Source organism: Mycolicibacterium helvum, from assembly GCF_010731895.1.
GTDB classification, from domain to species: Bacteria; Actinomycetota; Actinomycetes; order Mycobacteriales; family Mycobacteriaceae; genus Mycobacterium; species Mycobacterium helvum.
The window spans coordinates 1,723,137-1,748,024 of record NZ_AP022596.1; the positions used below are offsets into that span (position 1 = coordinate 1,723,137).

A 24,888-nucleotide genomic window follows, 5' to 3' on the forward strand; every position below is an offset into this window, starting at 1 on the left:
TCCGGAATCCGGCGTTGCGCTCACCCTGATTTCAAATCCGCCCAGCTAAGCGCCCGATAACACTTTGACGAAGGCCACCGGAAAAACGTCCCCACGGCTGGGCAAGGGCTCGTCGAGTCGGGCGTAGCCGGCGCTGTCGTAGAGGGCTTCGGCTTCTGGCTGCCGGTTGCCGGTGGTCAGGTAGACCCGGCGATAGCCACGGTCGGTGATCTCAGCTTCCAGCGCAGCGAGCAGCATCGTGGCGTATCCCCGGCGGCGACTTCCGCTGTCGGTCCAAATTCGTTTGAGTTCGGCGGTGTCGCCATCGAAGCGGCAAAACGCCCCGCCGGTCACCGGTTGGCCGCCGAGCAGTCCGATCAGCATGCCGCCATCGGGCGGGGCGAAGGTCCCGGCCGGATGGCTGCGCAGCCACCTCGCGACGTCTGCTTCGGTGCCGTCATAGCGGGTGGCGTACTCGACGGCGAGCTCGGCGAGCAGCGGTTGCGCCAGCTCGTCGTCGGTATGAACTGGGACGAAGCGCAATCCGGTCACCGTGCCATTCTGCCCCCTTTCACCTAAAAGTTGACACCTGTAAAGTCGCGGTTCATGGACAACATCCGAGGCAAGACCATCGCGATCACCGGCGCCGCCCGGGGCATCGGTTTCGCCACCGCCCGGGCGCTGTTGCAGCGCGGCGCGCGCGTGGTGATCGGCGACCGCGACGTCACACTGGAGGAGTCGGCGGTCGCCCAGCTGAGCAAGCTCGGACCGGTCTCGGGCTACCCGCTCGACGTCAGCGATCCCGAATCGTTCGCGACCTTCCTGGACAAGGCCCGCGCCGATGGCGGCGGACACATCGACGTGCTGATCAACAACGCCGGCGTCATGCCGGTCGGCCCGTTCCTCGACCACTCGGAGCAGGCGGTGCGCACCGCCATCGAGGTCAACCTCTACGGCGTGATCACCGGCTGCCGGCTCGTGCTGCCGGAGATGGTCCGGCGCCGCGGCGGCCATATCGTCAACATCGCGTCGATGGCCGGCATGCTGGCCGTACCCGGGCAGGCGCTCTATGCCGGAACCAAGTTCGCGGTCGTCGGCCTGTCGACCGGACTGGCCGACGAGTACGCACCTCAGGGCGTCCAGATCAGTTGTGTCATGCCGACATTCACCAACACCGAGCTGATCTCGGGAACGCACACCACCGCGGCCACCAAACCGGTGCAGCCCGAGGACATCGCCGCCGCGGTCATCAAGGCTCTGGACAAGCCGACAACCGCGATCTCGGTGCCGAACTACTCGCGCTTCCTGGCCGCCGCGGTGATGTTCCTGCCGCCGCGTGGCCGGCGCTGGCTGTCGAAGAAGATGGGCACCGACCGGGTCTTCCTCGACTTCGACACCACCGCACGCGCGGCCTACGAGAAGCGGGCACAAAGCGCCACCGGCGTGGTGGAGAACCCACAGAAAGACTGAGCCGCCGCGACCCGAGTTCTGTTGTGCGGACGGGCTTTATCTCCAGTCTCGGGTCATCCAGAAGTTCTTCGGCGATCTGCCCGACCATGTCGGCCCGGTCGAGGTGGAGAAGGCCGCCTCAGCGGACCAGCGCATCATGTTGCCGGCCAAATACCGTGGCTGCACCGTCAACGGCAACAACAGCCAAGTCCACCACGCCGCCACAGACTGGAAACACGGCAGCACCACCCACTGGACCCACCACCCGACGTCCCACGACGCGGCGGCACCAACACCTACCACCACCGGAGAACGACTCCTGCCCAGAGACGACGAAAAGGACTAGCCCAACACAGGTATGGCGTCTCCCGGCCGGTAGTTTTCGATCGATTCGATATGCGCCAGCAGGACTTCCGGCTCGACGGTGTAGAGCTCGCCCTCGTCCTCGCCGGCCGTGCCGACGAGCATCGCCGTGACCCGTTCGGGAAAGTCGTCGTCTTCGCCGGACGCGGTGATCCAGATTCGGGTGACCGACTCGTGTGCGTCGTCGACGACCGCAGCGGCCGAGGGCTCGTAGAACCAGCTGATCAACGTCTCGGTGGAGAACTCGGCGTCGAACGTCCAGCCGCGGGATGTCAGCCACTCGTCGAACGTCTCGACCGCCTGCGCGAGCTCGACGTCGACGTCGTCGAGCGCGTCCTTCACGTCGTCGGGAATCCACCGCACGTCGCGGGTGGCCTGCCGCTTCTTGCGGCGGGCCTTCTTGGCGTCAGAGTTGCGTGACACCGCTAGCTCAGCGCGCGATCCAGGTCGGTGATCAGATCCTCGGTGCCTTCGAGCCCGACCGAGATCCGCACCACGCCGTCGCCGAGCCCGATCGAGGCCCGGCCCTCGGGGCCCATCGCCCGGTGGGTGGTGGTCGCCGGGTGGGTGATCAGCGACTTGGCGTCACCGAGGTTGTTCGAGATGTCGATCACCTGCAGCTTGTCGAGCACCTCGAAGGCGCGGTCCTTGCCGCCATCGAGCTCGAAGGTCACTACGGTGCCGCCTCCGCGCATCTGCCGTTTGGCCAGGTCGAACTGAGGATGCGATTCCAGGAACGGGTATTTCACCCAGTTCACGCCGGCCTGGCTTTCCAGGAACTCGGCGATGCGCTGGGCGGAGCGGTTCGAATAGTCCACCCGCACCGACATGGTCTCCAGGCCCTTGAGCAGCACCCAGGCATTGAACGCGGACAGTGCAGGCCCGGTGTGGCGCATCAGCTTCTGCACCGGACCGTCGATGTACTCCTTGTCACCCAGGATCGCACCGCCGAGCACCCGACCCTGGCCGTCGATGTGCTTGGTGCCCGAATACACCACCACGTCCACGCCGAGCGGAAAGCCCTGCTGCAGCAACGGAGTGGCAAAGACGTTGTCCAGCACAACTTTCGCGCCGGCCGCGTGCGCCATCTCGGATACCGCGGCGATGTCGACCAGCGATTGCATCGGGTTGGACGGGGTCTCGAAGAACACCGCCTGCGCCGGCGTGGACAGCGCCTGCTCCCACTGGGATAGGTCCTCGCCGTCGACGAAGACGGTCTCGACACCCCAGCGCGGCAGGATCTCGTTGCACACCACGAAGCACGAGCCGAACAGGCTGCGCGCGGCCACCAGTCGATCCCCGGCGCCCAGCAGCGCGCCCAGCGCGGTGAACACCGCAGACATCCCGGACGCGGTCGCGAAGGCGGCCGGTGCCCCCTCGATCAGCCGAAGACGTTCCTCGAACATCGAGATCGTCGGGTTGCCGTACCGGGAATAGACGTAGCGGTCGATATCGCCGGTGAAGGCCTTCTCGGCCTCGGCGGCCGATTCATAGACGTACCCGGACGTGAGGTACATCGCCTCGGCGGTCTCCTCGAAGCCCGAGCGCAGCAGCCCACCCCGCACCCCGATCGTCGCCTGACTGACCCCGTCGGGCAGCGGCGCGGGAATCCGCACCGAGGGAACCTGATCGGTCATGACTGCTTCCAGGGCAGACCCAGCGCCCGCCAGCCGTTGCTGCCGCGGTGGCCGTTCTCGTCGAGTTGCCCCTCGAAACCGTCAAGCATGTTGTACGACGGCGCAATTCCGGCGGCGGTGGCCGTCTCGGCCGCAGGGATGGAGCGATTACCGGAGCGACAGAGGAAGACAACCGGCCGTTCCCCGGGAGCGACGCCGGCGGCGATCAGGTCGGCGACGAAATCGTCGTTGCGCTGACCATTGCCGCGATTCCACTCCACGAACACCACGTTGCGACCAAGACTGGACAGATCGGGCACCCCGACCCACCGCCATTCGGCGTCGGTGCGGCAGTCCACCAGCACCGCCTCGGGGTTCTCGCTGAGCAGCTCCCAGCTCGCCTCAGGGGTGATATCTCCTGCATAGCTCACCCGCCCGAGTCTTCCATATCATCCTGGGACGAACTGAGTACTCCCTAGACCGGACCGGGCGAACAGACCGTCCACTCGCCGTTCTCCCGTACGAAGTTCATCGGCACCTTGATCACGGTGGCGGGCGCGTGGTCGAAATGGTAGACGACGGTGCCGGTGGCCTTATCGCCGTCGATCTTCACCTCGGTCACGTCGTCGACGTAACGCGCACCCTGTGCCGCCTTCGATTTCTGTTGGCGGGCAAGGACTTCGGCTTCGACACCCTGCTGCGTGGCGCAGGTGTACTTGCGGAAGTCCCCGTAGTTATCCCGCTGCAGCGCGTCGTTCTGGCCGACCGCGGCACGACCGACCTTCACATCCTCACTCATCGGCTTGTTACCCAACAGCCAGGCGACCCCCACCGCGGCGAGCACCACCAGCGCAATACCCAGCGCGATCAAAATAGGCATCGGGCTCGAGCCGTCGCCCTCCGGTTCGCTCATGGCTGCCACACCCGGTGCAACACCGTCGACACCTGCCGCACCCGATCGCGGGCGGTGGTGACGTCGGACCCGGTAGCCAGGGCAACCCCGAGCCGCGACCGTGCCGAACCGTCGTGGCGGCCCAACAGCCGCACATCGCTCTCCGGCACGACCAGGGCCTCGGCCAGCACCACGGGGTCGATCTCCGGGGTGTTCGCACTCTCATCGGCCCCGCCATAGGTGACCTCCGCGGCGCCCGGCGAAATCATGATGGTGTCGACCGGCAAGCCCAGGACCGCCCGGGCATACAGCTCGAACTCCGACAACCGCTGGGTGCGCAACGTGACCAGCCCGCTGTCGTACGGACGCACACTGACATCGGAGAAATACACCTCGTCACCCCGCACCAGCAGTTCCACCCCGAACACCCCGCGGCCGCCAAGCGCCCGCACGATCCGCGCAGCCACCGATTTGGCGGCGCCCAGCGCGGCCACGGTCATCTGCTGCGGCTGCCAGGACTCCAGGACACCGCCGTCGAGCTGGCGGTGCCCGATCGGCTCGCAGAAATGCAGCGCCGGACCTGCGGGGCCGTCGGTGCGCACGGTCAGCAACGTGACCGCGTAGTCGATCTCGACGACGGTCTCGGCCAGCACCCGGTTGTGCGGCACCCGGCCTCCGGCGGCGACGGCACGCTGCCAAGCCGGTTCGACGTCCTCGGGACGCAGCAGCACCGACTGACCCTGACCGGGCACCCCGATCACCGGCTTGACCACCAGCGGGAACCCAGCGTGCCCGGCGACCGCGGTCAGCTCCTCGACGGACCCCGCGAACCAGAACGGCGCGGTCGGCAGGCCCAGTTCGTCGGCGGCCAGCCGGCGCATCCCCTCCCGGTCCAGGCTCAGCTGGGTGGCGTAGACACCCGGCACCACCTGGGTGGTTCCGCCGTCCGCGGCGGCCCGCAGCGCGTCGATGGCCACCGCGTTGGTGTCGACGACGACGTAGGCCGGCTCGACGCGGGCGATGGCAGCGGTGAGTTCGTCGGGGTCGGTGATCTTGACGACGACTGCCTCGTCGGCGACGTCGTGGGCCGGGGCGTCGGCGTAGCGATCGACGGCGACCACCTCGGCTCCGAGCCGCTGGAAGGCCAGCACCAGCTCGCGGCTCAGCTCTCCAGATCCGACCAGCATCACACGCATGATGCCCAAGGATAGGTGGGCTCAGCTCCGTGCAGGCCAGTGCCAGGACGGCTCGTCGAGCAGACCCTGGCCAACGATCGCTGTCTGGCCCAGTTCCTTGGTGAGTTCGATGGCGTTCACGTCGCGCTGCTGGCGGCGCAACGCCGTCACCAATGCGTCGGCATGAGTCACGACGACGACCTGAGATCGCTCCGCGGACCGGGCGATCAGTGCGGCCAGCGCGGGCAGCAGGTCCGGGTGCAGGCTGGCCTCCGGCTCGTTGAGCACGGTCAGCTCGGCCGGGCGCGGGGTGAGCAACGCGGCGACCCACAGCAGATAGCGCAGCGTCCCGTCGGACAGTTCGGCCGCGGTCAGCGCCCGCAGCATCCCGGGCTGACGCAGGGTGACCTCGAAGCGGCCGTCGCTGCTGTCGATCTCCACCCGGCTGCCGGGAAAAGCGTCGTCGACCGCTTCGGCCATCCCCGCGGCGTCGCCGATTTCGGCGATGGTCTGCAATGCGGCCGCGAGATCCGCCCCGTCGTGACTCAACACCGTTGTGCGGGTGCCGATCTGGGGCCGGCGGGCGGGGGCTTCGCCGTCGGTGCGGACGTGGTCGTAGAACCGCCAGGACCGCACCCGTTCGCGCAGGGCCAACAGTTCCGGGGCGGCCTGCGGATCGCCCAGTTCGCTGAGCATGCTGTCGAACGGGCGCAGTGCGGCGGGGGTGGTACGCCAGCAGTCGTTGCTGTCGCGGATCCGGACCGCAGGACCCAAGCGCTCGGCGAGCAGAGCCGAGGGCCGCAACACCGGTCCGGCCCACACCGCCTCGGACTTGATCTCCGGATCCAGGTTGAACGCGGATCTGCCGGGGACGGGCATCCCGAAGTCGACGGCATAGCCGAAGTCCTCGCCGGCGAAGCCCAGCTTGAGGCTCGCCGGGCCCGCTTTCCCCTCCCCCGCCCACATCGTCGAGCTGAGTCCGCCCTCGCGGGCCAACGCGTTGACCGAGCCGTTGCGCGCCGAGTCAGCAAGTAGCCGCAGTGCCCGGTAGAGGCTGGACTTGCCCGAGCCGTTGGGGCCGGTGACGACATTGCAGCCGCGCAGCGGCACGACCAGCCGGCGAAGCGAGCGGTAGTTCTCCACGGCCACGGTGTCGAGCATGGCCCCAGCTAACCAGGAGGCGCCGACACACCCGCCTCGGCGGGCTCAGCTCACACGGCGATGGTGTCGAGACTCGGGACCGCAGTGGCGGGCTGCTCCGGTTGGGTGCCCGGCACGGTGGTGTACGGCCACAGGTCAGGCGGGATGATTTGGTTGCCCGTCACCCCGGTCAGCCGAGCGATGATCTGTGCCGGAATGTTCGTCAGCTGGTAGAGGACCGCGCCGATGACCTGGATGGGCAGCTTCAGCGGTCCCGACATGTCGGCGGTGAGTCCATTGAAAACGGTGTACACGAAATAGGGAACGATTCCTGCGATGGTCCGTAGATCCAGAGACACGTTGGTGGCGACGCTGGGATAGCCGTACATCGCGATCGCGTCGGTCAGTGCCTGCTTCAGTGCGGCCTCACCGGGAACCACCGGCTTGTAATCGTTTCCGGACCGATCCATCAGGGGCTTGCCCTGCGAATACGACGGCGGCGTCAACCCGAAGAGTGAGTCCACCGTGGGCGTGATGTCGATGTTGACATAGGTGTTGTTGATCGCTCCCGGCTCGAAACCGGGGCCGTTCGCGATCACGAAAGTGGTAGTTTCCCAGGGTGTTTGGAAGCCATGGGCCCGCATATCAGAGCCGAGTTTGATCGTCGGCCACGGGACCTGACCGTGGTCGGTGGTCACCAATACGGTCCACGGTTCGTCCGGGTGCGCGGTGTTCCAGGCATCGACCGCGCCCATGATGTCGCCGACGTTCTGATCGACGTTGCGTAGCGCGGCGGCGTACTGCGGCGATCCGGCGTCGTACTCATGCCCGGTGTCATCGACGCCGACGAAGTAGGTGAAATTGAAGCTGGAGACCCCGGGCGTGGTGCCGTTGATCGCGTCGACGGAGGCCTGACCCACCAGGTCGTCGGTGGCCAGCCAGCTGTTGTTGTACTTCGGGAAGAACATGATCTTGTCAGCCGGGATCGAACCGGCGCCGGCGATCTGGGCGATGTTCTCCCAGTCGGCAATCGCCGTGGTCTCGATCGACGGGTCGTACGTTTCGAGCTGGTTGAAGATCGTCGGCCACTTGTCGTAGGTCCACGGGGTGAACACGTTGTTGAACACACCCGCCGTCTCACCCCACACGCCCGTGAGGATCCCGGTCCACGAGGGGTTGGACATGGTGGTGTGCCCGACGATGGTCGACACGGCCGTGGTGCCGCCATTCATCAGGGCGAGCAGGTTCACGTTGGCGGGGTCGGCGAGGATCGCACTGAGATTCGTGCCGTCGATACCGATCACCAGCACGTGCGTCGGTGTACCGGCGGCCAGGGTGCTGACCGAACCGCCGTTGGCCGACGCGGCCGACGCGGTGGCGGTCATGACCACACCGCGACGACTGTGGCCGATCCCTGAGGACACCGTCGTCGAGCCTGCGCCAGAGGAAGCCACGGGAGCGATCCCCAGCGTCGACAACGCCAGCGAGAGCGCCTCCGCCGCTGGAGTTGTCGTCGTGCGCCCGGCGGCAGTGGGCTTGCGGGTGGCTGCCGCCGAGGCGGACGACTTCGCGGGTTGGCTGACGGCGCCGGTGGTGCGCCGAGTGTCAGTCTGTGGGCGGGTGCGTGCGCGCGGCCCAGCGCTGGACGAGCTGGACTTGGTGGCGCCCGCAGACGGGCCCGCATCGGAGCCGCCCGCGTCGGCATAAGCGACTGCGGTCGCGACCGACGACCCTAGGCCGAAAAGGCCTGCGGCGGCGACACCCACGCATAGTTGTTTGGCACGACCCATTGCCCGCTCCCGACCTCGTTCGAAACAACCGATGGCGACAGGTGCGGGCAACCCGCCGGGACCCGTTCGCCGGCAATATCTTTACTCAACGTGGGTGAACTCCGCGCCAACTCTGCCAAACCTGCGAGTCAGGAATCCAGGTCGGCGCGGAAGGCTGTCATCGCGGCCAGCACGGCGGTGAACACCCGGTGCGCGGCAGCAAGATCCTCGTCCGGGAGATCGGCCAGCTCGCGGTGGGTGTGCGTGGCCAGCGGGGTGAAGAAAGCCCGGCCCACTTCGATGCCGTGGTCGGCATAACGCAGGATCACTTTACGGCGGTCGGACGGGTCGGAGTCGCGGCGCAGGTGCCCCGATTCGATCATCCGCTCGACGAGGTAGGTGATCGCCGCACCAGACAAGCCCATCCTGGTGCGCAGTTCCCCGGCAGTCAGCGCGGCGCCGGCGTTCTCGGCGACCATGATGTGCACCAGCGCCCGGAAGTCGTTGGCCGAGAGCTGATGGACGCTGGCGAATGCCCGGCCGATCTGATCCGATTCGGCCGACAACGCCTGAACGTCGGCGACCATGGCCGACTCCAGCTCGGTCCGGCCGGCGTTATCCACCACTCCAGGATATCCGTTAAGTAGATGAAATGTTAAGAAATTGAAGCTATGTTGGACGTCATGCACCGAGGACTCGATGCCAGGCGGCCGCTGTGGGATCGCATCGGCGATCTCGTCAGCAACCGGCATTCCTGGCTGTTAGCGCTGCTCGTGGCGGTGATCGGCGGCGGGCTGCTGGGCGCCATCGGGCAGAGCTCCTCGGCCGAACAATCACCGGTGTCCCTGCCACCTAGCTCCGAGTCAGCCCAGGTCGCTGAGCTGCTCAAGGAATTTCCCGGCGGTGAGGCGGCACCGGTGATCCTCGTCGTCACCCGCGCCGACGGCGAATCACTGACGTCGACCGACCTGGCCGCGGCCGAAGCGGCGCGCGGGCGCATGGTCGCCGCCGCCGGCACCGGTGGCCCGCCGATCCCGGTCACCGCCGCCGACGACGGCAAGGCCGCGCTCGCCCCGGTACCGGTCTCCTCCTCATTGTCCGGCTTCGCACTCAGCGACGAAGTGAAGGCGCTGCGGGAAGCCGCCAAGACGGGGTTGCCCACCGACCTGGCGGTCAGCGTCACCGGTGGGCCGGCGTTCGGTGCCGACATCGCAAACGCCTTCGCCGGGGCCAACATCACCCTGCTGGCCGTCACCGGAGCGGTGGTCGCCCTGCTGCTGATCGTCACCTACCGCTCACCGGTGCTGTGGCTGGTGCCGTTGCTGGTGATCGCGTTCGCCGATCGGGTTGCCGCGGTGCTGGGCTCGGCCATCGCCGAGGCCACCGGCCTGGCCGCCGACGGTTCGACATCCGGTATCACCAGCGTCCTGGTGTTTGGCGCGGGCACCAACTACGCGCTGCTACTGATCTCGCGCTACCGGGAAGAGTTGCGCCACACAACGGGACATCGCCAAGCGCTGCGCACCGCGGTCCGATTCGCCGGTCCGGCGATCGCCGCCAGCAATGCCACCGTGGTGCTGGCCCTGCTGACGCTGCTGTTCGCGTCGTCTCCCAGCACCCGCAGCCTCGGGGTACAAGCCGCATCGGGGTTGCTGGTCGCCGCGGTGTTCGTGCTGCTGATGCTGCCGCCCCTACTGGCCTTGTTCGGCCCGAAGTTGTTCTGGCCGTTCATCCCTCGCGCCGGCGCCCAGGAGACCACCGACACCGGGGCCTGGCATCGGGTCGCCGACTGGGTGTCCGAGCATGCCGGGCGGGTCGCCGTCGCGGCCACCGCGGTGCTGGCCGTGCTGGCCACCGGCCTGTTGGTAACCCCGGTGGGGCTCAACCAGATCGACCAGTTCCGGGTGAGCGCGGACTCGGTGGCCGGTTACCGGACGCTGTCCGCGCATTTCCCCAGCGGGCTCACCGACCCGACCCGGGTGATCGCCAGCGCCGACAGAAGTGCGGCGGTCAACCAGGCCATCCTGGCCACCCCTGGCGTTGTCTCGGCCAACCCGGCGGGTCAGTCCGCAACCGGGCTGGCCCAGTGGCAGGTCGTCATCAATGCCGAGCCGGCGTCGGCAGCAGCTTTCGATACCATTGCCGCCCTGCGGGATTCGGTGCACCAGGCTGACCCCGCCGGATTGGTGGGCGGCTCGGACGCCCAGGCGCTGGACGCCAAGAATGCTGCGGTGCGCGACCGCTGGGTGGTGATTCCCGCCATCCTGATCGTGGTACTCGCAGTGCTGTATGCCCTCCTGCGGGCCGCCCTGGCTCCACTGGTGTTGGTGGGGGCCACCGTGCTGTCCACGATGGCCGCCCTCGGGCTGGGTGGCTGGGTCAGCGTGCATCTGCTCGGTTTCCAGGCGCTGGACAACACGACACCGCTGTTCGCGTTCCTGTTCCTGGTCGCTCTCGGGGTGGACTACACGATCTTCCTGGTCACCCGCGCCCGCGAGGAGACAGCGCAGTTCGGCACCCGCGGCGGGATTGTGCGGGCGGTGTCGGCGACCGGCGCGGTCATCACCAGTGCCGGCATCGTGCTGGCCGCGGTGTTCGCCGTGCTGGGTGTGCTGCCACTGATCGTGATGACTCAGTTGGGCATCATCGTGGGCCTGGGCATCCTGCTGGACACATTCGTGGTGCGCACGGTCGTGATCCCGGCGTTGTTCACGCTGATCGGGCCGGCGATCTGGTGGCCGGCATTCACCCGCAGCGAGATCGAGCGGGTCGAGGGCGCGTAACGTCGTGGCATGACGAATGCCGCCGCGCTGCCGCCACTGCATATGCGGCGCAACGGGTTCGACCCGACACCCGAGCTGCGCGAGATCCGCGAACGCAGCGGTGTGGTCACCGCCGTCAACGCGTTCGGCATGCAGGTGTACCTGATCACCCGGTATGACGACATCAAGGCGGTGCTCTCGGATCACGAGCACTTCTCCAACGCCAGACCACCCGGTTTCGTGGTGCCCGGCGCGCCGCAGCTGGCCGAGGACGAGCAGGCCAGTGCCCGGGCGGGCAACCTGTTGGCCCTCGACCCGCCCCAGCACAGCAGGCTGCGCAGGATGCTCACCGGCGAATTCACCGTGCGCCGGATGACGGCACTTGAGCCGCGTATCGCGGAGATCGTCACGTCCCGCCTCGATGCGATCGAACAGGCGGGCGCACCAGCCGATCTGGTGGCCGACTTCGCCCTGCCGATTCCCTCGCTAGTGATCTGCGAGCTGCTCGGCGTGCCGTACGCCGACTGGGACGATTTCCAGCGCCGCAGTGCCCGCCAGCTCGACCTGTCCATCCCGATTCCCGAACGCCTGGAGCTGGTGCGGGCCGGACGCGAGTACATGGGCTCGCTGGTGGCCGCGGCCCGCCGCGCGCCGGGCGCGGACATGCTCGGCATGCTGGTGCGCGAGCACGGCGATGAGCTCAGCGACGACGAGCTCATCGGGATATCGGCACTGCTGCTACTCGCCGGCCACGAGACGACGTCGAACATGCTGGGGCTGGGCACGCTGGCGCTGTTGCGGCACCCCGCGCAACTCGCCGCCGTCCGCGACGACCCGGACGCGGTCGCCCCGGCCGTCGAGGAACTCCTTCGTTGGCTGTCAATCGTGCACAGCAGCATCCCCCGGATCACCACGGCCGATGTCGAGATTGCCGGGGTCGACATCCCGGCAGGCAGCCTGGTGCTGGCGGCACTGGCGTCGGGCAACCGGGATGCAGCGCTTGTCGATGACCCCGACGCATTGGACATCAGACGAGATGTGTTAGGACACTTAGCCTTCGGACACGGTGCGCATCACTGCCTGGGGGCGCCGCTGGCCCGCATGGAGATGCGGATCGCTTTCCCCGCGCTGTTGCGCCGTTTTCCGGGCCTGGCGTGCGCTGCGCCGTTCGAAGAGATCGAGTTCAAACCATTCCACTTCATCTACGGCCTACGATCGCTGCCGGTGACCTGGTGAACCTCAGGACTCGTGCTCGTCATGGAGCCCCTCGAACACGCCCGCGCGGGTCAGCAGCAGCAGGCTGACGGCCAACACCCAGATCGGGAACCCCAGCGTCAACCACATGCTGATATCGCCGGCAATCAACAGCGAAACCGCGAGTAGATAGCTGGCATACACCAGCCAGCGCGGCATCAGACCGGTGCGCAGCCAGATCGTCGCCAACGACATCATGAACACCGCGCCCATCCGCAGGGCATAGGTCTTCGACAGCGCCAGCACGGTCATCTGCCCAAACAGGGCCACCTCGGCATGACCGGGCTGGTCGTGCCCCACCGCGCCGTTGGTCGCCGCCAGGCCCGCCCCGATCGCGCTCGTCACGAACATCATCGCCAGGAAAAGCAATCCGCTGCCCAGGAAGACCGTGGAGAAGAACCGGTCTTCGAGGCGGCCCAGGTTGTCGCGGACGACACCGATGAACCACAGGAAGCTGATCCCCGCGAATGGCATCAACATGGCGGCGATCTTCATCTTGCCGCCCGCCGCGTCCAGCCACTGTGTGCCCGGTTCCGCGCCCTCCGGCAACGACGAGCGGATCAGGATCAGGTTGGCGCCGAACAACAATGCGAACGCCACGCCGGCCACCGCGGCTGCCCGCGGCGTGGTCAGGGTTTTCGGTGTCGCCGAGCTTTTGGCGCCAATGATGGAGTCGGGCACGTCGTCATGGTGACAGACTCAGGGCTGCCCAGGCAGCAAACGCACCATCAAACCGTGCGATTCGGCGCAGAGCGTTCCATCTGGGTCTCTCAGCTCGGCGTTGACGAACGCCTTGCGTCCCTCAGCTTCCCGCAGCCAGCCACGCACCGTCAGGTCAGTGTCGATCGGCGTGACGTTGCGGTAGTCGACATGCAGGAAGGCGGTCCGGCTGATCGGGCGCCCGGTCGCATGGATGACCATCCCGAACACCGAATCGAACATCAACGGCAGCACACCGCCGTGCACGGCATAGTTGCCGCCGACGTGAAACCGGCTGAACCGGACGGTCAACTCGACAGCCTCGGCATCGAACTTGGTCACGTGGTACGGCGCCATCAGCAGGCTGCCGGCACCGGGCAGGCTGGGCACTCGGTTGGCCGGGCCGACCCCCTCCGCAGCCTCGAACGGGGCCAGCATGGTCACCAGTTCCTCGACCCGGTCGGCGGCCGCGCTCCAGGTATCCGGGTCCGGGTTGGCCGACACGGCCAGGTCTTGCGCGCGGCGCATCGCCGTCAGGAACCGGCCGAAACCCTCGCCGGGTTGGGCGACTTCGAATTTCGGGAAGCCGCCGTGCTTGTAGTAGTCAGGGTCGAGTTCGCGTTCATTACCAGTCCGCTGTTGACGCAGGCGCTCATCACCGCTCACGCTCGCGGCGCCAGGATATCGCGACGCACGATGGTCTGATCCCGGCCCGGACCCACGCCGATGCACGAAACATAAGCTCCGGCAAGCTCTTCTAGCCTCAGCACGTAGTCACGCGCCTTGGCCGGCAGGTCATCGAACTCGCGCGCCCCGGAGATGTCCTCCCACCAGCCGGGCAATTCCTCGTAAATCGGCTCGGCGCGGGCGATATCGCTCTGGGTCATCGGCATCTCGCTGGTGCGCTTGCCGTCGACCGTGTAGCCGACGCACACCGGCACCGTCTCCAAGCTGGACAGCACGTCGAGTTTGGTCAGGAAGTAGTCGGTGATGCCGTTGACCCGGGTGGCGTAACGGGCGATGACCGCATCGAACCAGCCGCAACGGCGCGGGCGGCCCGTCGTCACCCCGACCTCGCCACCAGTCTTGGCCAGATACGCACCGTTCTCGTCGAACAGCTCGGTAGGGAACGGGCCCGAACCGACCCGGGTGGTGTACGCCTTCAGAATGCCGAGCACGGTGGTGATGCGGGTCGGGCCGATCCCCGACCCGACGGCGGCACCGCCGGCCGTTGGATTGGACGAGGTGACGTACGGATAAGTGCCGTGGTCGACGTCGAGCAGCGTGCCCTGCGACCCCTCCAGCAGCACCGTCTCACCCGACTCCAGCGCGGTGTTGAGGATCAGGCGGGTATCGGCGATGCGGTGCTTGAAGCCCTCCGCCTGAGTCAGCAGCGCCTCGAGGACCTCGTCGGCGTCCAGCGCCTTGCGGTTGTAGATCTTGACCAGCACCTGGTTCTTGAGCTCCAGCGAGGCGCCGATCTTGGCGGCTAGCAGGTCGGGGTCCAGGACGTCGGCGACGCGAATGCCCATCCGGGCGATCTTGTCCTGGTAGCAGGGTCCGATGCCACGGCCGGTGGTGCCGATCTTCTTGCTGCCCATGTAGCGCTCGGTGACCTTGTCGATGGCCACGTGATAGGGCATCAGCAGGTGGGCGTCCGCGGAGATCAGCAGCCCCGAGGTGTCGACGCCGCGATCCTCCAGCCCCGCCAGCTCACCCAGCAGCACGCCCGGATCGACGACGACACCGTTGCCGATGACGTTGGTCACCCCCGGTGTCAGGATGCCGGACGGGATCAGGTGCAGCGCGAAGTTCTCGCCGGTGGGCAAGACCACGGTGTGCCCGGCGTTGTTACCGCCCTGGTAGCGCACCACCCATTGGACGCGTCCACCGAGTAGGTCGGTGGCTTTTCCTTTGCCCTCGTCGCCCCATTGGGCGCCGATCAGGACGATTGCCGGCATCGCGTTTCTCCTGCTTATTGTGGTGCAGCCGGTGACCTACCCTATCGGAGCACAGCACCAGGAGTGTCCTTGACCAACACCGAGATCTCCGTGTTGCGTTTTGGGGGCACCCGTCTGCCCCGTGCGCTGGCCTCGTTGCCGCGTCATGACGACCCCGATCCGGACGCGATCGATGCCGCCGTGAAGGGGGCGTCGAGGGTGGTGATCGTGGGTTCGGCGGCCGACCTGGCGACGGTGCTCACCCGACTGATGCGCACCGAACGCCTCGATATCGAGGTGGCGCTGGTGTCCCGGTGGCGCGGCGCCAGACGGGCATTAACCGGTGTGGCGCAACGTATTCCGCTGATCCGCGACGAGACAGGTACGGCGCTGATCGATGCCGCGTTCTGGCTTCCGCCCGGCGACGACCGGGTGATCTACGGTGAGGCCGTCGTGGACGACGACGTGCTGTTCGACGGTGAGGTGACGGCCGTGCGCATCGAGCCGACCGCCTCGATGCCGGGCCTGCGGGCGGCCGCACTGACCAGCCGGATGCGTCCGAGACGCTGGCTGACCGGCCGGGCCGTCCAGCTCGGCACCACCGGCGCTCGCGTCGTGCGCGACGGCGTCGAGCTGCCCAGGGAGGCGAAACGGTCGGCGTTCTATCGGCACACGACGGGCTGGCTGCGGGTCTCGTGACCCCAGGTCACACGGGGTGTCCGGTAGTTTCGTGAGGTGAACATCCGTCCGCTGCACCAGTCGGTGCGGCCCAGCCCCGTCTTTTTGGTGATCGTGGCGTTCACCGTCGCGGGCGGGGTGCTGGCCTGGCTGGCCGCCGCCTCCGTGCGGCCATTGGCGTACGTCGGGGTGTTCACCTTCGTCGTCGCCGGTTGGCTGGTGTCGCTGTGCCTGCACGAGTTCGGTCACGCGTACACGGCCTGGCGGTTCGGCGACCACGATGTCGCGATGCGCGGCTATCTGACGCTCAACCCGCTGAAGTACTCCAGCCCGCTGCTGTCCCTGGGCCTGCCGCTGCTGTTCATCGCCCTGGGCGGTATCGGATTACCCGGCGGCGCGGTGTACGTCCGCACGGCGTTCATGACCCCACGTCAACGCACGCTGGTCAGCCTGGCAGGCCCGGCAGCCAACCTGGTGCTGGCCGTCGCCCTGCTGGTAGTCACCCGGGTGTTCTTCGACCCGGCCCACGGGGTGTTCTGGTCGGCGGTCGCGTTCCTGGGGTTCCTCCAGATCACCGCCCTGCTGCTGAATCTGCTGCCGATCCCCGGCTTGGACGGCTACGGAGCGCTGGAACCGCACCTGAGCCCCGAGACGCAGCGCGCGGTGGCACCGGCCAAACAGTTCGGGTTCTTGTTCCTGATCGTGCTGCTGCTGGCGCCGGCGTTGAACCAGTGGTTCTTCTCGGTGGTGTTCTGGTTCTTCGACCTGTCCGGGGTGCCCGCACCGCTGGCATCGATCGGCGCACAGCTGACTCGCTTCTGGTCCGCCTGGGTCTGATTCGGACACCAAGGCGGAGGGCAGCGATCCCCTCCGTCGTTGCCCCCCGACTCGGTTTCATCCCCCGGTTGGCAAACTTCAACCTAGCGAGCCGTATGCGAGCTGGGCGCGAGTTCGCAGTATTTGGGACAAATATTTGGGTTCTGGGGACGAACGTCCTTTCCAAGACCCAACTCACACGAACAACGCGCACCAGCCCTTGCCACATATGCGTCTTTGTGCATATATTTCGGGCATGGGTTCAGGACACGACCACAGCCACGGTGGTGATGCGCGGGTAAGCCGGATGCTGATCGCCGCGGGCATCTTGACCGTGTTCTTCGTCATCGAGCTGACCACCGCGCTGATGATCAATTCGATCGCCCTGCTGGCCGACGCGGGCCACATGCTGACCGACCTGGTCGCCATGTTCATGGGGCTGACCGCCGTGCTGCTGGCCCGTCACGGTCCGGCATCAGCGGCCCGAACCTACGGCTGGCATCGCGCCGAGGTGTTCACCGCGGTGGCCAACGCCGTCCTGCTACTCGGCGTCGCGACGTTCATCCTCTACGAGGCGATCGAGCGGCTCGGCAACGCGCCGGAGATCCCAGGCGTCCCGATGATCGTGGTGGCTCTCGCCGGCCTGATCGCCAACCTCGCGGTGGTTCTGCTGCTGCGCTCGCAATCCCACGAAAGCCTCGCCGTCAAGGGCGCCTACATGGAGGTCGTGGCCGACACCGTCGGCAGCATCGGCGTGCTGATCGCCGGCATCGTGAACGTGACGACGCACTGGCCCTACGCCGACGTGGTGGTCGCGGTGTTCGTCGCGCTGTGGGTGTTGCCGCGCGCGATCGGACTGGCCCGCGCCGCCCTGCGGATCCTGTCCGAATCCTCACCCCAGCACATCGACGTCGAGGAGCTGCGCGCCGCGCTGGCCGCCGTCGATGGGGTCACCGAGGTCCACGACCTGCACGTGTGGACGCTGGTTCCCGGCAAGGACATGTGCACCGCTCATCTGACCAGTAGCGGGGACTCCGACCGGGTGCTCGACGACGCCAGGGCCGTGTTGGCCGCCCGCGGACTAGACCATGCGACGGTGCAGGTCGAGCCGCCCGGATGCGCCGACGACTGCCCCGGACAGACCGACTGGTGAGCTAGTTGAGCACCCCGCCGCGCTGGCCCATCGGCCTGCGCGCGGCGATCAGCACCGCGATCCCCGTCACGGCCGGCTGGGCCGCGGGGGCGATGAGTTCCGGGCTGATCGCCACCCTGGGGGCCTTCACGTCACGCTTCGGCGGCGACCGGCCCTACGCCAACCGGGGCATCGAGCTGGCGACGGTAGCGGTGTCATTGGCAGCGGCGGTCGCACTGGGCGACTGGTCGGCGCAGGTGCCGTGGCTCGGCGTCGCGACCGTGTCGCTGGTGGCCGTCGCGGCGGTGTGGCTGTGCAACGCACTGGCCGTCGGACCGCCAGGGGCGTACGTGTTCGTGGTGGCCTGCGCTGCCGGTATCGGTGTCTCGGCAGCCCACCTGGCGCCCTGGACGATCGGGATGCTGGTGCTGGCCGGCGGGGCGGTGGCCTGGATCGTGCAGATGGCTGGCGCGCTGGCCGGCTTCCGCCGGCCCGAGCGGGCCGCGGTCGCAGCGGCCGCCGAGGCCGTGGCCGGCTACATCGAGGCCGCCAACACCCTGCAGGAACGAGCGGCCCGCCACCGCGCGGCAAGCGCATTGCACAGGTCCTGGAGCGTGCTGGTCAACTACCAGCCGCTGCCGGCGCCACAGACCAGCGTCCTGCACCGGCTGCGTGCCGCCAACCACGCGGTGCACGTCCTGTTCACCGCGGCAGTGACCGCCGCCGCACAGGGCGCCACCCCAGCCGCGGAGTCCGCCGAACAGGCCCGCCGACTCGGTGCGCTGCAGCTGGCCCCGGAAACCGTTGCGACCAGGGCCGCCGACCGGATCCCGCTGGGCAGCCCACCGCTGGTGACCGTGTTGCGCCGCGCAGTCAGCCCCGGCTCGCATGTCCGCCACATCATGGCGCGAGTCGCGATCGGGGTCCCGCTAGCCGGTGCGGCAGCGATGGCACTGGGCGTCGACCACGCCTACTGGGCGATGGCGGCCGCGGTGCTGGTGCTGCATCAGGGCACCGACCGCAGCCGGACCTTGCGCCGCGGCGCCGAGCGGCTGCTGGGCACCTGGGTGGGCCTCGGGCTGGCCGGGGTCATCCTGTCGCTACACCCCCAGGACCTGTGGCTGGTGCTGCTGCTAGCGCTGTTGAATTTCGTCATCGAGCTCCTGGTGGTCCGAAATTATGCGCTGGCGACGGTTTTCATCACAACGACCGCGCTGACGATCTCGTCGGGAACCCATACCGTCGACATCGGCCACCTGCTGCTGGCACGCGGTATCGACACCATGATCGGCTGCGCGGTCGGGGTGACGGTCTATCTGGTGGCCGCACGCCGGCAAGAGGTCACCCGGCTGCCCGACGCCGTCGGGCGCACGCTCGAGGCGGCCGCCGACGTCTTCGGATACATCGCCGCCGGCGACACCGCCGGGCTGGCAGCCCGGGCGGCCCGGCGAGACCTGCAGATCGCCACGATCGGGTTGATGGAGGCCGACGAGGCGATGCTGGCCGGCTCGCCGCGCAACCGGGCGATCGCCGAACAGTTGTTGCCCGCGGTCGCGGCGAGCGAGCAGCTGGCCTACCGAACGATCGCGGCCTGCTGGACCATCGAGCACCGAGCTGACGGCGTCGAGTTCGGCCGGTCGCTGTTCGACGGCCGCTCAGCCCAACCGGACGTCCTGGCGCTACGGGCGCTGGCGGCCGCGGTACGCGGCGGTGACCCACCGCCCGAACCGGGGGATCCCCCGGCCTTCCTGGCCGACGTGATCACGCAGCTGCGCCGAGCGCTGGATCGTTAGGCCGGACTGTCTGGCTAGGCCAACCCGAGTTCGACCCTGGCCGCCGGATCGCAGTCGTCGAGTAGGTCAAGGCAGCGGGCGAACTCCTCGGTCTCCCCGATGTTGTCGGCCGCGCGTGCCAGGGCCGCAACACAGCGCAGGAAGCCGCGGTTGGGTTCGTGGCGATACGGGACGGGGCCGAAGCCCTTCCAGCCGTTGCGGCGCAGCTGGTCCAGGCCGCGGTGGTAACCGGTCCGGGCGTAGGCGTACGCGGTGACTGCCTTGTCGTCGGCCAGCGCTTCCTCGGCCAGGACGGCCCACGCTATGGATGCGGACGGATGAGCGGCGGCCACGATCGCCGCCTTCTCACCGGCCAGGAGCTCTGCTTCGGCCTCGATATCACCGGGCAGCAGCACAGGCGGAGGGCCCAGGAGATCACCAAACGATGTCATTGGCCCATTGTGCCGGTGCCACCGCCAGCGGATGGTCATACCCAACCGTTAGGGTCAAAGCACCAGCACTTCAGGAGGACGGCAGCACCCCATGTCGAACCCATCCGGGCCCGACCACGACGACGCGACCAACGCGATCGTCGGAAGAGACGACGAGCAGCCAACCCAGGAGACCGACGCGGCCACCGAGGTGATCGGGGCTGCCGACGCATCGCCCGAACGGCGTTACACCGCACCGGGATTCGATGCAGGCTCGACGCAGATCATCGACCGCACACCGGACCCCGAGACCGAGATCTTCTCAACCCCCACCGAGGTCTTCGCAGTCTCCGGACCGCCACGGACCGGCCCGCAGGCCATCCCACCGCGTCCGGTTCCGACACGCCGGCGCAGCTGGGCCCTGGTGCTCGCCGTGATCGCCGTCATCGCGGCGCTGGCCGCGGTCGCGGTCGCGGTCACCTTCTTGCTCACCCGCGACGATTCGGCCAAGGCGAGCCAGGAGGACCTGGTCCGCTCGACGATCCAGAGCTTCGATGCGGCGGTGCAAACCGGCGACCTGGCCGCGCTGCGCGGCATCACCTGCGGCCAGACCAGGGACAGCTACGTCAAGTACGACGACCAAGCCTGGTCGGACACCCACGCGCGGGTGGCCGCGGCCCGGCAGTACCCGGTGGTGGCCAGCATCGACGAGGTCGTCGTCAACGGCGACCACGCTGAGGCCAACGTCACCTCATTCATGGCCTTCGATCCGGCCACTCGGTCCACCCGCAGTTTCGACCTGCAGTTCCGCGACAACCAGTGGAAGATCTGCCAGTCCTCCTGAGCTTCAGACCCGCCGAGATCGACACCAGGGTCGCGCAAACGGATTGATCCGCAGCCCTGATGTCGATGTCGTGGACGCGACCGGGCGGATCTAGCCCGCGGAGACCGAACGGCCCGCGCTGTGCAGGTCGTTACAGGCCTCGACAACGCGCTCGGCCATCGAAGCCTCGGCCTTCTTGAGGTAGCTGCGCGGGTCGTAGACCTTCTTGTTGCCCACCTCGCCGTCGATCTTGAGCACGCCGTCGTAGTTGGTAAACATGTGCGCGGCGAGCGGACGGGTGAAGGCGTACTGGGTGTCGGTGTCGACGTTCATCTTCACCACGCCGTACTTCAGCGAGTCCTCGATCTCTGACTTCAGCGAGCCCGACCCGCCGTGGAAGACGAAGTCGAACGGCTTGGACCCCTCGGGCAGACCGAGCTTGGCCGACGCAACCCGCTGGCCCTCGGCCAGCACCTCGGGCTTGAGCACCACGTTGCCCGGCTTGTAGACACCGTGCACATTGCCGAACGTCGCGGCCAGCAGGTATTTGCCGTGCTCACCGGCGCCAAGGGCCTCGATGGTCTTCTCGAAGTCCTCCGGCGACGTGTACAGCTTCTCGTTGATCTCGGCTTCGACGCCGTCCTCTTCACCGCCGACCACGCCGATCTCGATCTCCAGGATGATCTTGGCGGCGGCCGCCTGCTTGAGCAGTTCCTGGGCGATCGACAGGTTCTCGTCAATCGGGACCGCCGAGCCGTCCCACATATGGGACTGGAACAGCGGGTTCTGGCCCCTGCTGACGCGTTCGGCGGAGATCGCGAGCAGCGGACGGACCAGGCCGTCGAGCTTGTCCTTGGGGCAGTGGTCAGTGTGCAACGCCACCGTGATCGGGTACTTCGCGGCGACCACGTGGGCGAACTCGGCGAGGGCTACCGCGCCGGTAACCATGTCCTTGACACCGAGTCCGGAAGCGAATTCGGCTCCACCGGTGGAGAATTGGATGATGCCGTCACTGCCGGCGTCGGCGAAACCCTTGATCGCCGCGTTGACGCTCTCCGAGCCGACGCAGTTGATCGCCGGGAATGCGAACGAGTGCTCCTTGGCGCGGCCCAGCATCTCCGCGTAGACCTCGGGCGTTGCGATGGGCATGGCACTTCCTCTCGACGCTGGCGCTGAACGAAGTCAGTATGTCAAGAAGCCCGTCGACCGGCACGGGGCGCTGATCCTTCCTAGCCAGTAGCCCCCGGTACCCTTGGGCGTCGTGACCACCACCACCCTGGCGCTCATGCCGGACTTTCTCGACCCGCTCAAGCTCATCGAGCAGTTCGGCACCTGGGCGTTGGTCGGCATTCTGGTCGTCGTTTTCATCGAATCCGGCGTGCTCTTCCCTGTGTTGCCGGGCGACACGCTGCTGTTCGTGGCGGGCATGCTGGCCGCCGGAACCGCCGCACGCGGGGCCGACGTGGCCGCCAGCTTCCAACTGTGGCAGCTGTTGGTGTTCATCCCGATCGCCGCGATTCTCGGCGGGCAGGTGGGCTACTTCGTCGGTCGCTTCCTCGGTACCGCGATGTTCAAGCCGAACGCGCGGATCCTCAAGCAGCGCTACCTGGACGAGGCCCACATCTTCTTCGAGCAGCGTGGGCCGTTCGCGATCGTGCTAGCCCGGTTCGTCCCCATCGTGCGGACACTGGCTCCGATCACCGCGGGGGCAGCGAAGATGAAGTACGGCGTCTTCACCCTCTACAACGTCATCGGCGCGATCCTGTGGGGGGTCGGCCTGACACTGCTCGGCTACGGGCTGGGCCAGTTCGAGATCATCCAGAAACTCCTCGAGCCGATCTTCATCCTCATCGCGGTTGTGTCGATCGCCCCGATGATCTGGGAGTGGTACAAGCGCCGCAAGGCCGCCAAAGCCGCGACCGAACCGGTCACCGAGTCGTAGCGAACTCAAAGAGAGTTTTGCTCACCGCGCCGCCACGCGCCGCCACGCGGCCGGCTGGCCCAGCAATTTGCCAGGTAGCACACAGCGTTTCTCACAGCAACCGCCGGTAATTTTCGCTGATCAAGCGAAAGGACACGGGGGATATGAAGCTAATTCTCAAGGGAGCGGTCGTAGTGGCCGGCATCGCGCTCGCCACCGCAGTGGGCCCGACGGTCGTTGCTGTGGCCAGTCCGACGACGACGTTTGCCGTCCAGGACGGCGACAGCGGCGTTGGTGGTGCGGCAATCGATACCGACGGCACCCAGGGAAGCTACAAGGCCGCTGTCGACGGGTCGATGAGCGGCCCGCTGATGGTCGCGAAGCCGCAGAGCTAAGAATGCTCGAGCCGCGCCAGCGCGGCGAACAGCTCCTGCAGCCCACTCAGTGAGTGCGCAGGCAGGAACACGTCGCAATACGGAAGCGCGGCAGCCATCGAGCCGGCCAGCGGCTGAAAACCAGGCGCCGCCGCGCGCGGGTTCAGCCAAACCAGATGGGCGGCCCGGCGTTTGAGCCGGGCCAAGGCGCGCTCGAGGATCTCGGGCGGGTCGCTGTCCCAGCCGTCTGAGGCGATCATCACCACCGCACCGCGCAGCACGGCGCCATGCGGGGGCGCCAGTAGTTCGCCGATCGAGGCCCCCAGGTGGGTACCGCCGTAGCGGTCGGACACCTTGGCGTTGGCTTTGGCCAGCGCGATCTCCGGCGAGCGGTGCGCCATGACCGCGGTCAACCGCGTCAACGTGGTCGAGAACGCGAACACTTCGGGATGAAAACCCGCCTGACGCAAGGCCGCAGCCCGCATCAGGTGCAGATAGATCGCCGCATACGGCTGCATCGACCGGCTGACGTCGCATACCAGCACCAGTCGGCGCCGCCGTCGTCGAGGCCGGGTCCGGGCCAGCACCACCGGTTCCCACCCGGTCTTCCGGGCGACTCGCATGGTGGCGCGCAGGTCGATCCGCTTGCCGTGCCGATTGGTTTCGGTGCGCAGCGTGCGCCGCGTCGGCCAGAACGCGACTGCTTGCTCCAGCCAGGTGCCGATCAGGCGCAGGTCGGCGTCGTCGAATTCCTCAAAGGGTTGCTCGGCGCGCACCACGATCCGGCTGGGTAGCACGTCGGGAATCCCGGCCGCATCGCCGCTTGTGTCGGCGGTGCGTAGCGACGGCGGACGGGTGGCCCAGGGCAACCCGCCGGCCGGTGGGCCGGTGCCATCGCGATGCCCGGCCGCAGGAATCGGGCCGGCCGCCACGCCACGCTGGGCGCGCAGCGTGATCGGATCGACCGGCAGGACGGCGTCGGCGAACACCGCCTCGAATACGGCATCGAAGGCCGGCAGGTCATCGACGCGGTTCACCAGGGCCAGGCGTGCCGCCCAGTACAGCTGGATTCGCGACGTCGGCACCAGCTCGCGCATCGCGGCGACGAACGCCGCAGGCCCACTGGCCGCAACCACCACACCACCGGCGCGCAGGCGGGCGACCAGGGCGGCCGCGAATGCGGCCAGGTCGACACCGCGCAGCAGCGCCGGCGAGGTCACTCGGTGCGCCGCCGGCGCACGAGCGCAATGAGGATCAACAGCACCAGGGCGGCCAGACCCGCCGCGGCATACTTCGAGACCGCGGTGCCGCCAGCCAGCTGCAGCAGGTCGATCGGCTCCGGCTCGGGTGCGGGGGCGGGTCGGGCTGCCGCGGTGGCAGCCGGCGCGCCGAGGGCGTCGGCCCCCGGTGTCGCCGGGGTGGCCACGACGCCCGCCGCAACGGGCTCGTTGCCCGCGGCCAGCTTGGCCTCCAGCGCGTCGACGAACTGTCCGAGGAGCTTCTCGGAGACCTGCTGCAGCATGCTGCTGCCGAACTGGGCGAGCTTGCCGACGATCTTCAGATCGGTTTCGACGGTGACGCGCGTCTGATCGCCGGCTTCGTGCAGCTGCAGGGTGACGACGGCGGCGGCGTTACCCGTGCCCCGCGCTTCCTTGCCCCGACCGTCGACGACGGCCCGGTGGATTGCCTCGTCGCGCTCCACGAAGTGCGCCTTACCGGCGAACTCACTGTTCACCGGGCCCACCTTGATTTTGACCTTGCCCAGGAAATCGTCGCCTTCCTGACCGGTCAGCTGCGCACCGGGCATCAGCGGGACCACCTGTTCCATATCGGTGAGGACTGCCCAGGCCTGCGCGATCGGGACGCTGACGGTGAACTCGTTGTCGATCTTCATGGGCTCTTC

The 24,888-nt window shown here is 67.7% G+C and carries 27 protein-coding genes and 1 pseudogene; 12 read left to right on the forward strand and 16 right to left on the reverse strand.

Features of this window, described 5'->3' with window-relative positions; genetic code table 11:
* Positions 1-45 precede the first annotated feature (45 nt).
* Positions 46-531: a GNAT family N-acetyltransferase gene (locus G6N38_RS08055; protein WP_163747045.1), complete on the reverse strand. Its 486-nt coding sequence runs from the start codon at positions 529-531 to the stop codon at positions 46-48.
* A gap of 54 nt (positions 532-585) precedes the next feature.
* On the opposite strand from G6N38_RS08055, the gene G6N38_RS08060 reads away from it, so the two are divergent.
* Positions 586-1,449: an SDR family oxidoreductase gene (locus G6N38_RS08060; protein ID WP_163747046.1), complete on the forward strand. Its 864-nt coding sequence runs from the start codon at positions 586-588 to the stop codon at positions 1,447-1,449.
* A 106-nt stretch (positions 1,450-1,555) separates the two neighbouring features.
* Positions 1,556-1,774 (forward strand): annotated as a pseudogene (locus G6N38_RS30630) (HNH endonuclease signature motif containing protein); the annotation flags it as partial.
* On the opposite strand, the gene G6N38_RS08065 reads toward G6N38_RS30630, so the two are convergent.
* From G6N38_RS08065 to G6N38_RS08095, 7 genes are read right to left on the reverse strand one after another with little or no spacing between them, the layout of a single operon-like run.
* Positions 1,771-2,214 (reverse strand): hypothetical protein, encoded by a 444-nt coding sequence (locus G6N38_RS08065; protein WP_163747047.1) that lies wholly within the window; start codon positions 2,212-2,214, stop codon positions 1,771-1,773. The pseudogene G6N38_RS30630 and the gene G6N38_RS08065 sit on opposite strands and share 4 nt — an antisense overlap.
* A 2-nt stretch (positions 2,215-2,216) precedes the next feature.
* Positions 2,217-3,428, reverse strand: a complete 1,212-nt coding sequence (locus G6N38_RS08070; RefSeq protein ID WP_163747048.1) for an O-succinylhomoserine sulfhydrylase — start codon at positions 3,426-3,428, stop codon at positions 2,217-2,219.
* Entirely contained in the window at positions 3,425-3,838 is a 414-nt protein-coding gene (locus tag G6N38_RS08075) for a rhodanese-like domain-containing protein (protein ID WP_163747049.1), read from the reverse strand. The genes G6N38_RS08070 and G6N38_RS08075 overlap by 4 nt, the downstream gene beginning before the upstream one ends.
* 44 nt (positions 3,839-3,882) lie before the next feature.
* Positions 3,883-4,320 (reverse strand): Rv0361 family membrane protein, encoded by a 438-nt coding sequence (locus G6N38_RS08080; RefSeq protein WP_163747050.1) that lies wholly within the window; start codon positions 4,318-4,320, stop codon positions 3,883-3,885.
* Entirely contained in the window at positions 4,317-5,495 is a 1,179-nt protein-coding gene (purT, locus tag G6N38_RS08085; RefSeq protein ID WP_163747051.1) for a formate-dependent phosphoribosylglycinamide formyltransferase, read from the reverse strand. Before purT ends, G6N38_RS08080 begins: the two co-directional genes overlap by 4 nt.
* Before the next feature lie 21 nt (positions 5,496-5,516).
* On the reverse strand, positions 5,517-6,635 hold the full coding sequence (locus G6N38_RS08090; protein ID WP_163747052.1) for an AAA family ATPase: 1,119 nt from the start codon (positions 6,633-6,635) through the stop codon (positions 5,517-5,519).
* Between the two features lie 50 nt (positions 6,636-6,685).
* Positions 6,686-7,999, reverse strand: a complete 1,314-nt coding sequence (locus tag G6N38_RS08095) for an alkaline phosphatase family protein (protein ID WP_163747053.1) — start codon at positions 7,997-7,999, stop codon at positions 6,686-6,688.
* Between G6N38_RS08095 and G6N38_RS08100 the strand changes: the two genes are divergently transcribed.
* The gene (locus G6N38_RS08100) at positions 7,998-8,321 is read left to right on the forward strand and encodes a hypothetical protein (RefSeq protein ID WP_163747054.1); all 324 of its coding nucleotides are present in this window, start codon (positions 7,998-8,000) and stop codon (positions 8,319-8,321) included. The genes G6N38_RS08095 and G6N38_RS08100 overlap by 2 nt on opposite strands.
* A gap of 211 nt (positions 8,322-8,532) precedes the next feature.
* On the opposite strand, the gene G6N38_RS08105 is transcribed toward G6N38_RS08100, so the two are convergent.
* Positions 8,533-9,006, reverse strand: coding sequence for a MarR family winged helix-turn-helix transcriptional regulator (locus G6N38_RS08105; RefSeq protein WP_163747055.1), 474 nt, complete (start codon positions 9,004-9,006; stop codon positions 8,533-8,535).
* A 60-nt stretch (positions 9,007-9,066) separates the two neighbouring features.
* On the opposite strand from G6N38_RS08105, the gene G6N38_RS08110 reads away from it, so the two are divergent.
* A complete protein-coding gene (locus G6N38_RS08110; RefSeq protein WP_163747056.1) occupies positions 9,067-11,166 on the forward strand; it encodes an MMPL family transporter in 2,100 nt (699 codons plus the stop codon).
* A 9-nt stretch (positions 11,167-11,175) separates the two neighbouring features.
* The gene (locus G6N38_RS08115; protein WP_163747057.1) at positions 11,176-12,381 is read left to right on the forward strand and encodes a cytochrome P450; all 1,206 of its coding nucleotides are present in this window, start codon (positions 11,176-11,178) and stop codon (positions 12,379-12,381) included.
* A 3-nt stretch (positions 12,382-12,384) separates the two neighbouring features.
* Here G6N38_RS08115 and G6N38_RS08120 read toward each other — a convergent pair whose 3' ends face one another.
* The 3 genes from G6N38_RS08120 to G6N38_RS08130 are packed head-to-tail and all read right to left on the reverse strand — an operon-like array spanning position 12,385 to position 15,059.
* Positions 12,385-13,080, reverse strand: a complete 696-nt coding sequence (locus G6N38_RS08120) for a hypothetical protein (RefSeq protein ID WP_246227778.1) — start codon at positions 13,078-13,080, stop codon at positions 12,385-12,387.
* Positions 13,081-13,098: 18 nt separating this feature from the next.
* Positions 13,099-13,764 (reverse strand): PaaI family thioesterase, encoded by a 666-nt coding sequence (locus G6N38_RS08125; protein WP_246227780.1) that lies wholly within the window; start codon positions 13,762-13,764, stop codon positions 13,099-13,101.
* A complete protein-coding gene (locus tag G6N38_RS08130; protein ID WP_163747058.1) occupies positions 13,761-15,059 on the reverse strand; it encodes an adenylosuccinate synthase in 1,299 nt (432 codons plus the stop codon). The genes G6N38_RS08125 and G6N38_RS08130 overlap by 4 nt, the downstream gene beginning before the upstream one ends.
* A 69-nt stretch (positions 15,060-15,128) precedes the next feature.
* On the opposite strand from G6N38_RS08130, the gene G6N38_RS08135 reads away from it, so the two are divergent.
* From G6N38_RS08135 to G6N38_RS08150, 4 genes are all read left to right on the forward strand, one after another.
* Positions 15,129-15,737 (forward strand): peptidase M50, encoded by a 609-nt coding sequence (locus G6N38_RS08135; protein ID WP_163747059.1) that lies wholly within the window; start codon positions 15,129-15,131, stop codon positions 15,735-15,737.
* A gap of 36 nt (positions 15,738-15,773) precedes the next feature.
* Entirely contained in the window at positions 15,774-16,553 is a 780-nt protein-coding gene (locus G6N38_RS08140; protein WP_163747060.1) for a site-2 protease family protein, read from the forward strand.
* A gap of 235 nt (positions 16,554-16,788) precedes the next feature.
* Positions 16,789-17,685: a cation diffusion facilitator family transporter gene (locus tag G6N38_RS08145; protein WP_163747061.1), complete on the forward strand. Its 897-nt coding sequence runs from the start codon at positions 16,789-16,791 to the stop codon at positions 17,683-17,685.
* Positions 17,686-17,690: 5 nt separating this feature from the next.
* A complete protein-coding gene (locus tag G6N38_RS08150; protein WP_163747062.1) occupies positions 17,691-19,457 on the forward strand; it encodes an FUSC family protein in 1,767 nt (588 codons plus the stop codon).
* 14 nt (positions 19,458-19,471) lie between these two features.
* Here the strand turns inward: G6N38_RS08150 and G6N38_RS08155 are convergent, their stop codons facing one another.
* Positions 19,472-19,888, reverse strand: a complete 417-nt coding sequence (locus tag G6N38_RS08155) for a DUF3151 domain-containing protein (protein ID WP_163747063.1) — start codon at positions 19,886-19,888, stop codon at positions 19,472-19,474.
* 91 nt (positions 19,889-19,979) lie between these two features.
* On the opposite strand from G6N38_RS08155, the gene G6N38_RS08160 reads away from it, so the two are divergent.
* Positions 19,980-20,711 (forward strand): Rv0361 family membrane protein, encoded by a 732-nt coding sequence (locus tag G6N38_RS08160; protein ID WP_163747064.1) that lies wholly within the window; start codon positions 19,980-19,982, stop codon positions 20,709-20,711.
* Positions 20,712-20,801: 90 nt separating this feature from the next.
* Here G6N38_RS08160 and fbaA read toward each other — a convergent pair whose 3' ends face one another.
* Positions 20,802-21,839 carry a class II fructose-bisphosphate aldolase gene (gene fbaA, locus G6N38_RS08165; RefSeq protein ID WP_163747065.1) on the reverse strand — a complete coding sequence of 346 codons (1,038 nt, stop codon included), beginning with the start codon at positions 21,837-21,839 and terminating at the stop codon, positions 20,802-20,804.
* A gap of 136 nt (positions 21,840-21,975) precedes the next feature.
* Here fbaA and G6N38_RS08170 point away from each other — a divergent pair, with 136 nt between their 5' ends.
* Entirely contained in the window at positions 21,976-22,632 is a 657-nt protein-coding gene (locus tag G6N38_RS08170) for a VTT domain-containing protein (protein WP_163751875.1), read from the forward strand.
* Positions 22,633-22,775: 143 nt separating this feature from the next.
* Positions 22,776-23,006: a hypothetical protein gene (locus tag G6N38_RS08175; protein ID WP_163747066.1), complete on the forward strand. Its 231-nt coding sequence runs from the start codon at positions 22,776-22,778 to the stop codon at positions 23,004-23,006.
* On the opposite strand, the gene G6N38_RS08180 is transcribed toward G6N38_RS08175, so the two are convergent.
* Positions 23,003-24,205: a vWA domain-containing protein gene (locus G6N38_RS08180; RefSeq protein WP_163747067.1), complete on the reverse strand. Its 1,203-nt coding sequence runs from the start codon at positions 24,203-24,205 to the stop codon at positions 23,003-23,005. The genes G6N38_RS08175 and G6N38_RS08180 overlap by 4 nt on opposite strands.
* Positions 24,202-24,879, reverse strand: coding sequence for an SRPBCC family protein (locus G6N38_RS08185; RefSeq protein WP_163747068.1), 678 nt, complete (start codon positions 24,877-24,879; stop codon positions 24,202-24,204). Before G6N38_RS08185 ends, G6N38_RS08180 begins: the two co-directional genes overlap by 4 nt.
* Positions 24,880-24,888 lie beyond the last annotated feature (9 nt).

What these genes read in the sequence shown, in the direction of transcription:
- G6N38_RS08095 (WP_163747053.1), bottom strand. Translation starts at nt 7,999, where the DNA reads ATGACCGCCACCGCGTCGGCCGCGTCGGCCAACGGCGGTTCGGTCAGC.
- G6N38_RS08090 (WP_163747052.1), bottom strand. Translation starts at nt 6,635, where the DNA reads ATGCTCGACACCGTGGCCGTGGAGAACTACCGCTCGCTTCGCCGGCTG.
- G6N38_RS08160 (WP_163747064.1), top strand. Translation starts at nt 19,980, where the DNA reads ATGTCGAACCCATCCGGGCCCGACCACGACGACGCGACCAACGCGATC.
- G6N38_RS08155 (WP_163747063.1), bottom strand. Translation starts at nt 19,888, where the DNA reads ATGACATCGTTTGGTGATCTCCTGGGCCCTCCGCCTGTGCTGCTGCCC.
- G6N38_RS08115 (WP_163747057.1), top strand. Translation starts at nt 11,176, where the DNA reads ATGACGAATGCCGCCGCGCTGCCGCCACTGCATATGCGGCGCAACGGG.
- G6N38_RS08130 (WP_163747058.1), bottom strand. Translation starts at nt 15,059, where the DNA reads ATGCCGGCAATCGTCCTGATCGGCGCCCAATGGGGCGACGAGGGCAAA.
- G6N38_RS08170 (WP_163751875.1), top strand. Translation starts at nt 21,976, where the DNA reads ATGCCGGACTTTCTCGACCCGCTCAAGCTCATCGAGCAGTTCGGCACC.
- fbaA (WP_163747065.1), bottom strand. Translation starts at nt 21,839, where the DNA reads ATGCCCATCGCAACGCCCGAGGTCTACGCGGAGATGCTGGGCCGCGCC.
- G6N38_RS08080 (WP_163747050.1), bottom strand. Translation starts at nt 4,320, where the DNA reads ATGAGCGAACCGGAGGGCGACGGCTCGAGCCCGATGCCTATTTTGATC.
- G6N38_RS08100 (WP_163747054.1), top strand. Translation starts at nt 7,998, where the DNA reads ATGACCACACCGCGACGACTGTGGCCGATCCCTGAGGACACCGTCGTC.
- G6N38_RS08185 (WP_163747068.1), bottom strand. Translation starts at nt 24,879, where the DNA reads ATGAAGATCGACAACGAGTTCACCGTCAGCGTCCCGATCGCGCAGGCC.
- G6N38_RS08145 (WP_163747061.1), top strand. Translation starts at nt 16,789, where the DNA reads ATGGGTTCAGGACACGACCACAGCCACGGTGGTGATGCGCGGGTAAGC.
- G6N38_RS08175 (WP_163747066.1), top strand. Translation starts at nt 22,776, where the DNA reads ATGAAGCTAATTCTCAAGGGAGCGGTCGTAGTGGCCGGCATCGCGCTC.
- purT (WP_163747051.1), bottom strand. Translation starts at nt 5,495, where the DNA reads ATGCGTGTGATGCTGGTCGGATCTGGAGAGCTGAGCCGCGAGCTGGTG.
- G6N38_RS08060 (WP_163747046.1), top strand. Translation starts at nt 586, where the DNA reads ATGGACAACATCCGAGGCAAGACCATCGCGATCACCGGCGCCGCCCGG.
- G6N38_RS08070 (WP_163747048.1), bottom strand. Translation starts at nt 3,428, where the DNA reads ATGACCGATCAGGTTCCCTCGGTGCGGATTCCCGCGCCGCTGCCCGAC.
- G6N38_RS08110 (WP_163747056.1), top strand. Translation starts at nt 9,067, where the DNA reads ATGCACCGAGGACTCGATGCCAGGCGGCCGCTGTGGGATCGCATCGGC.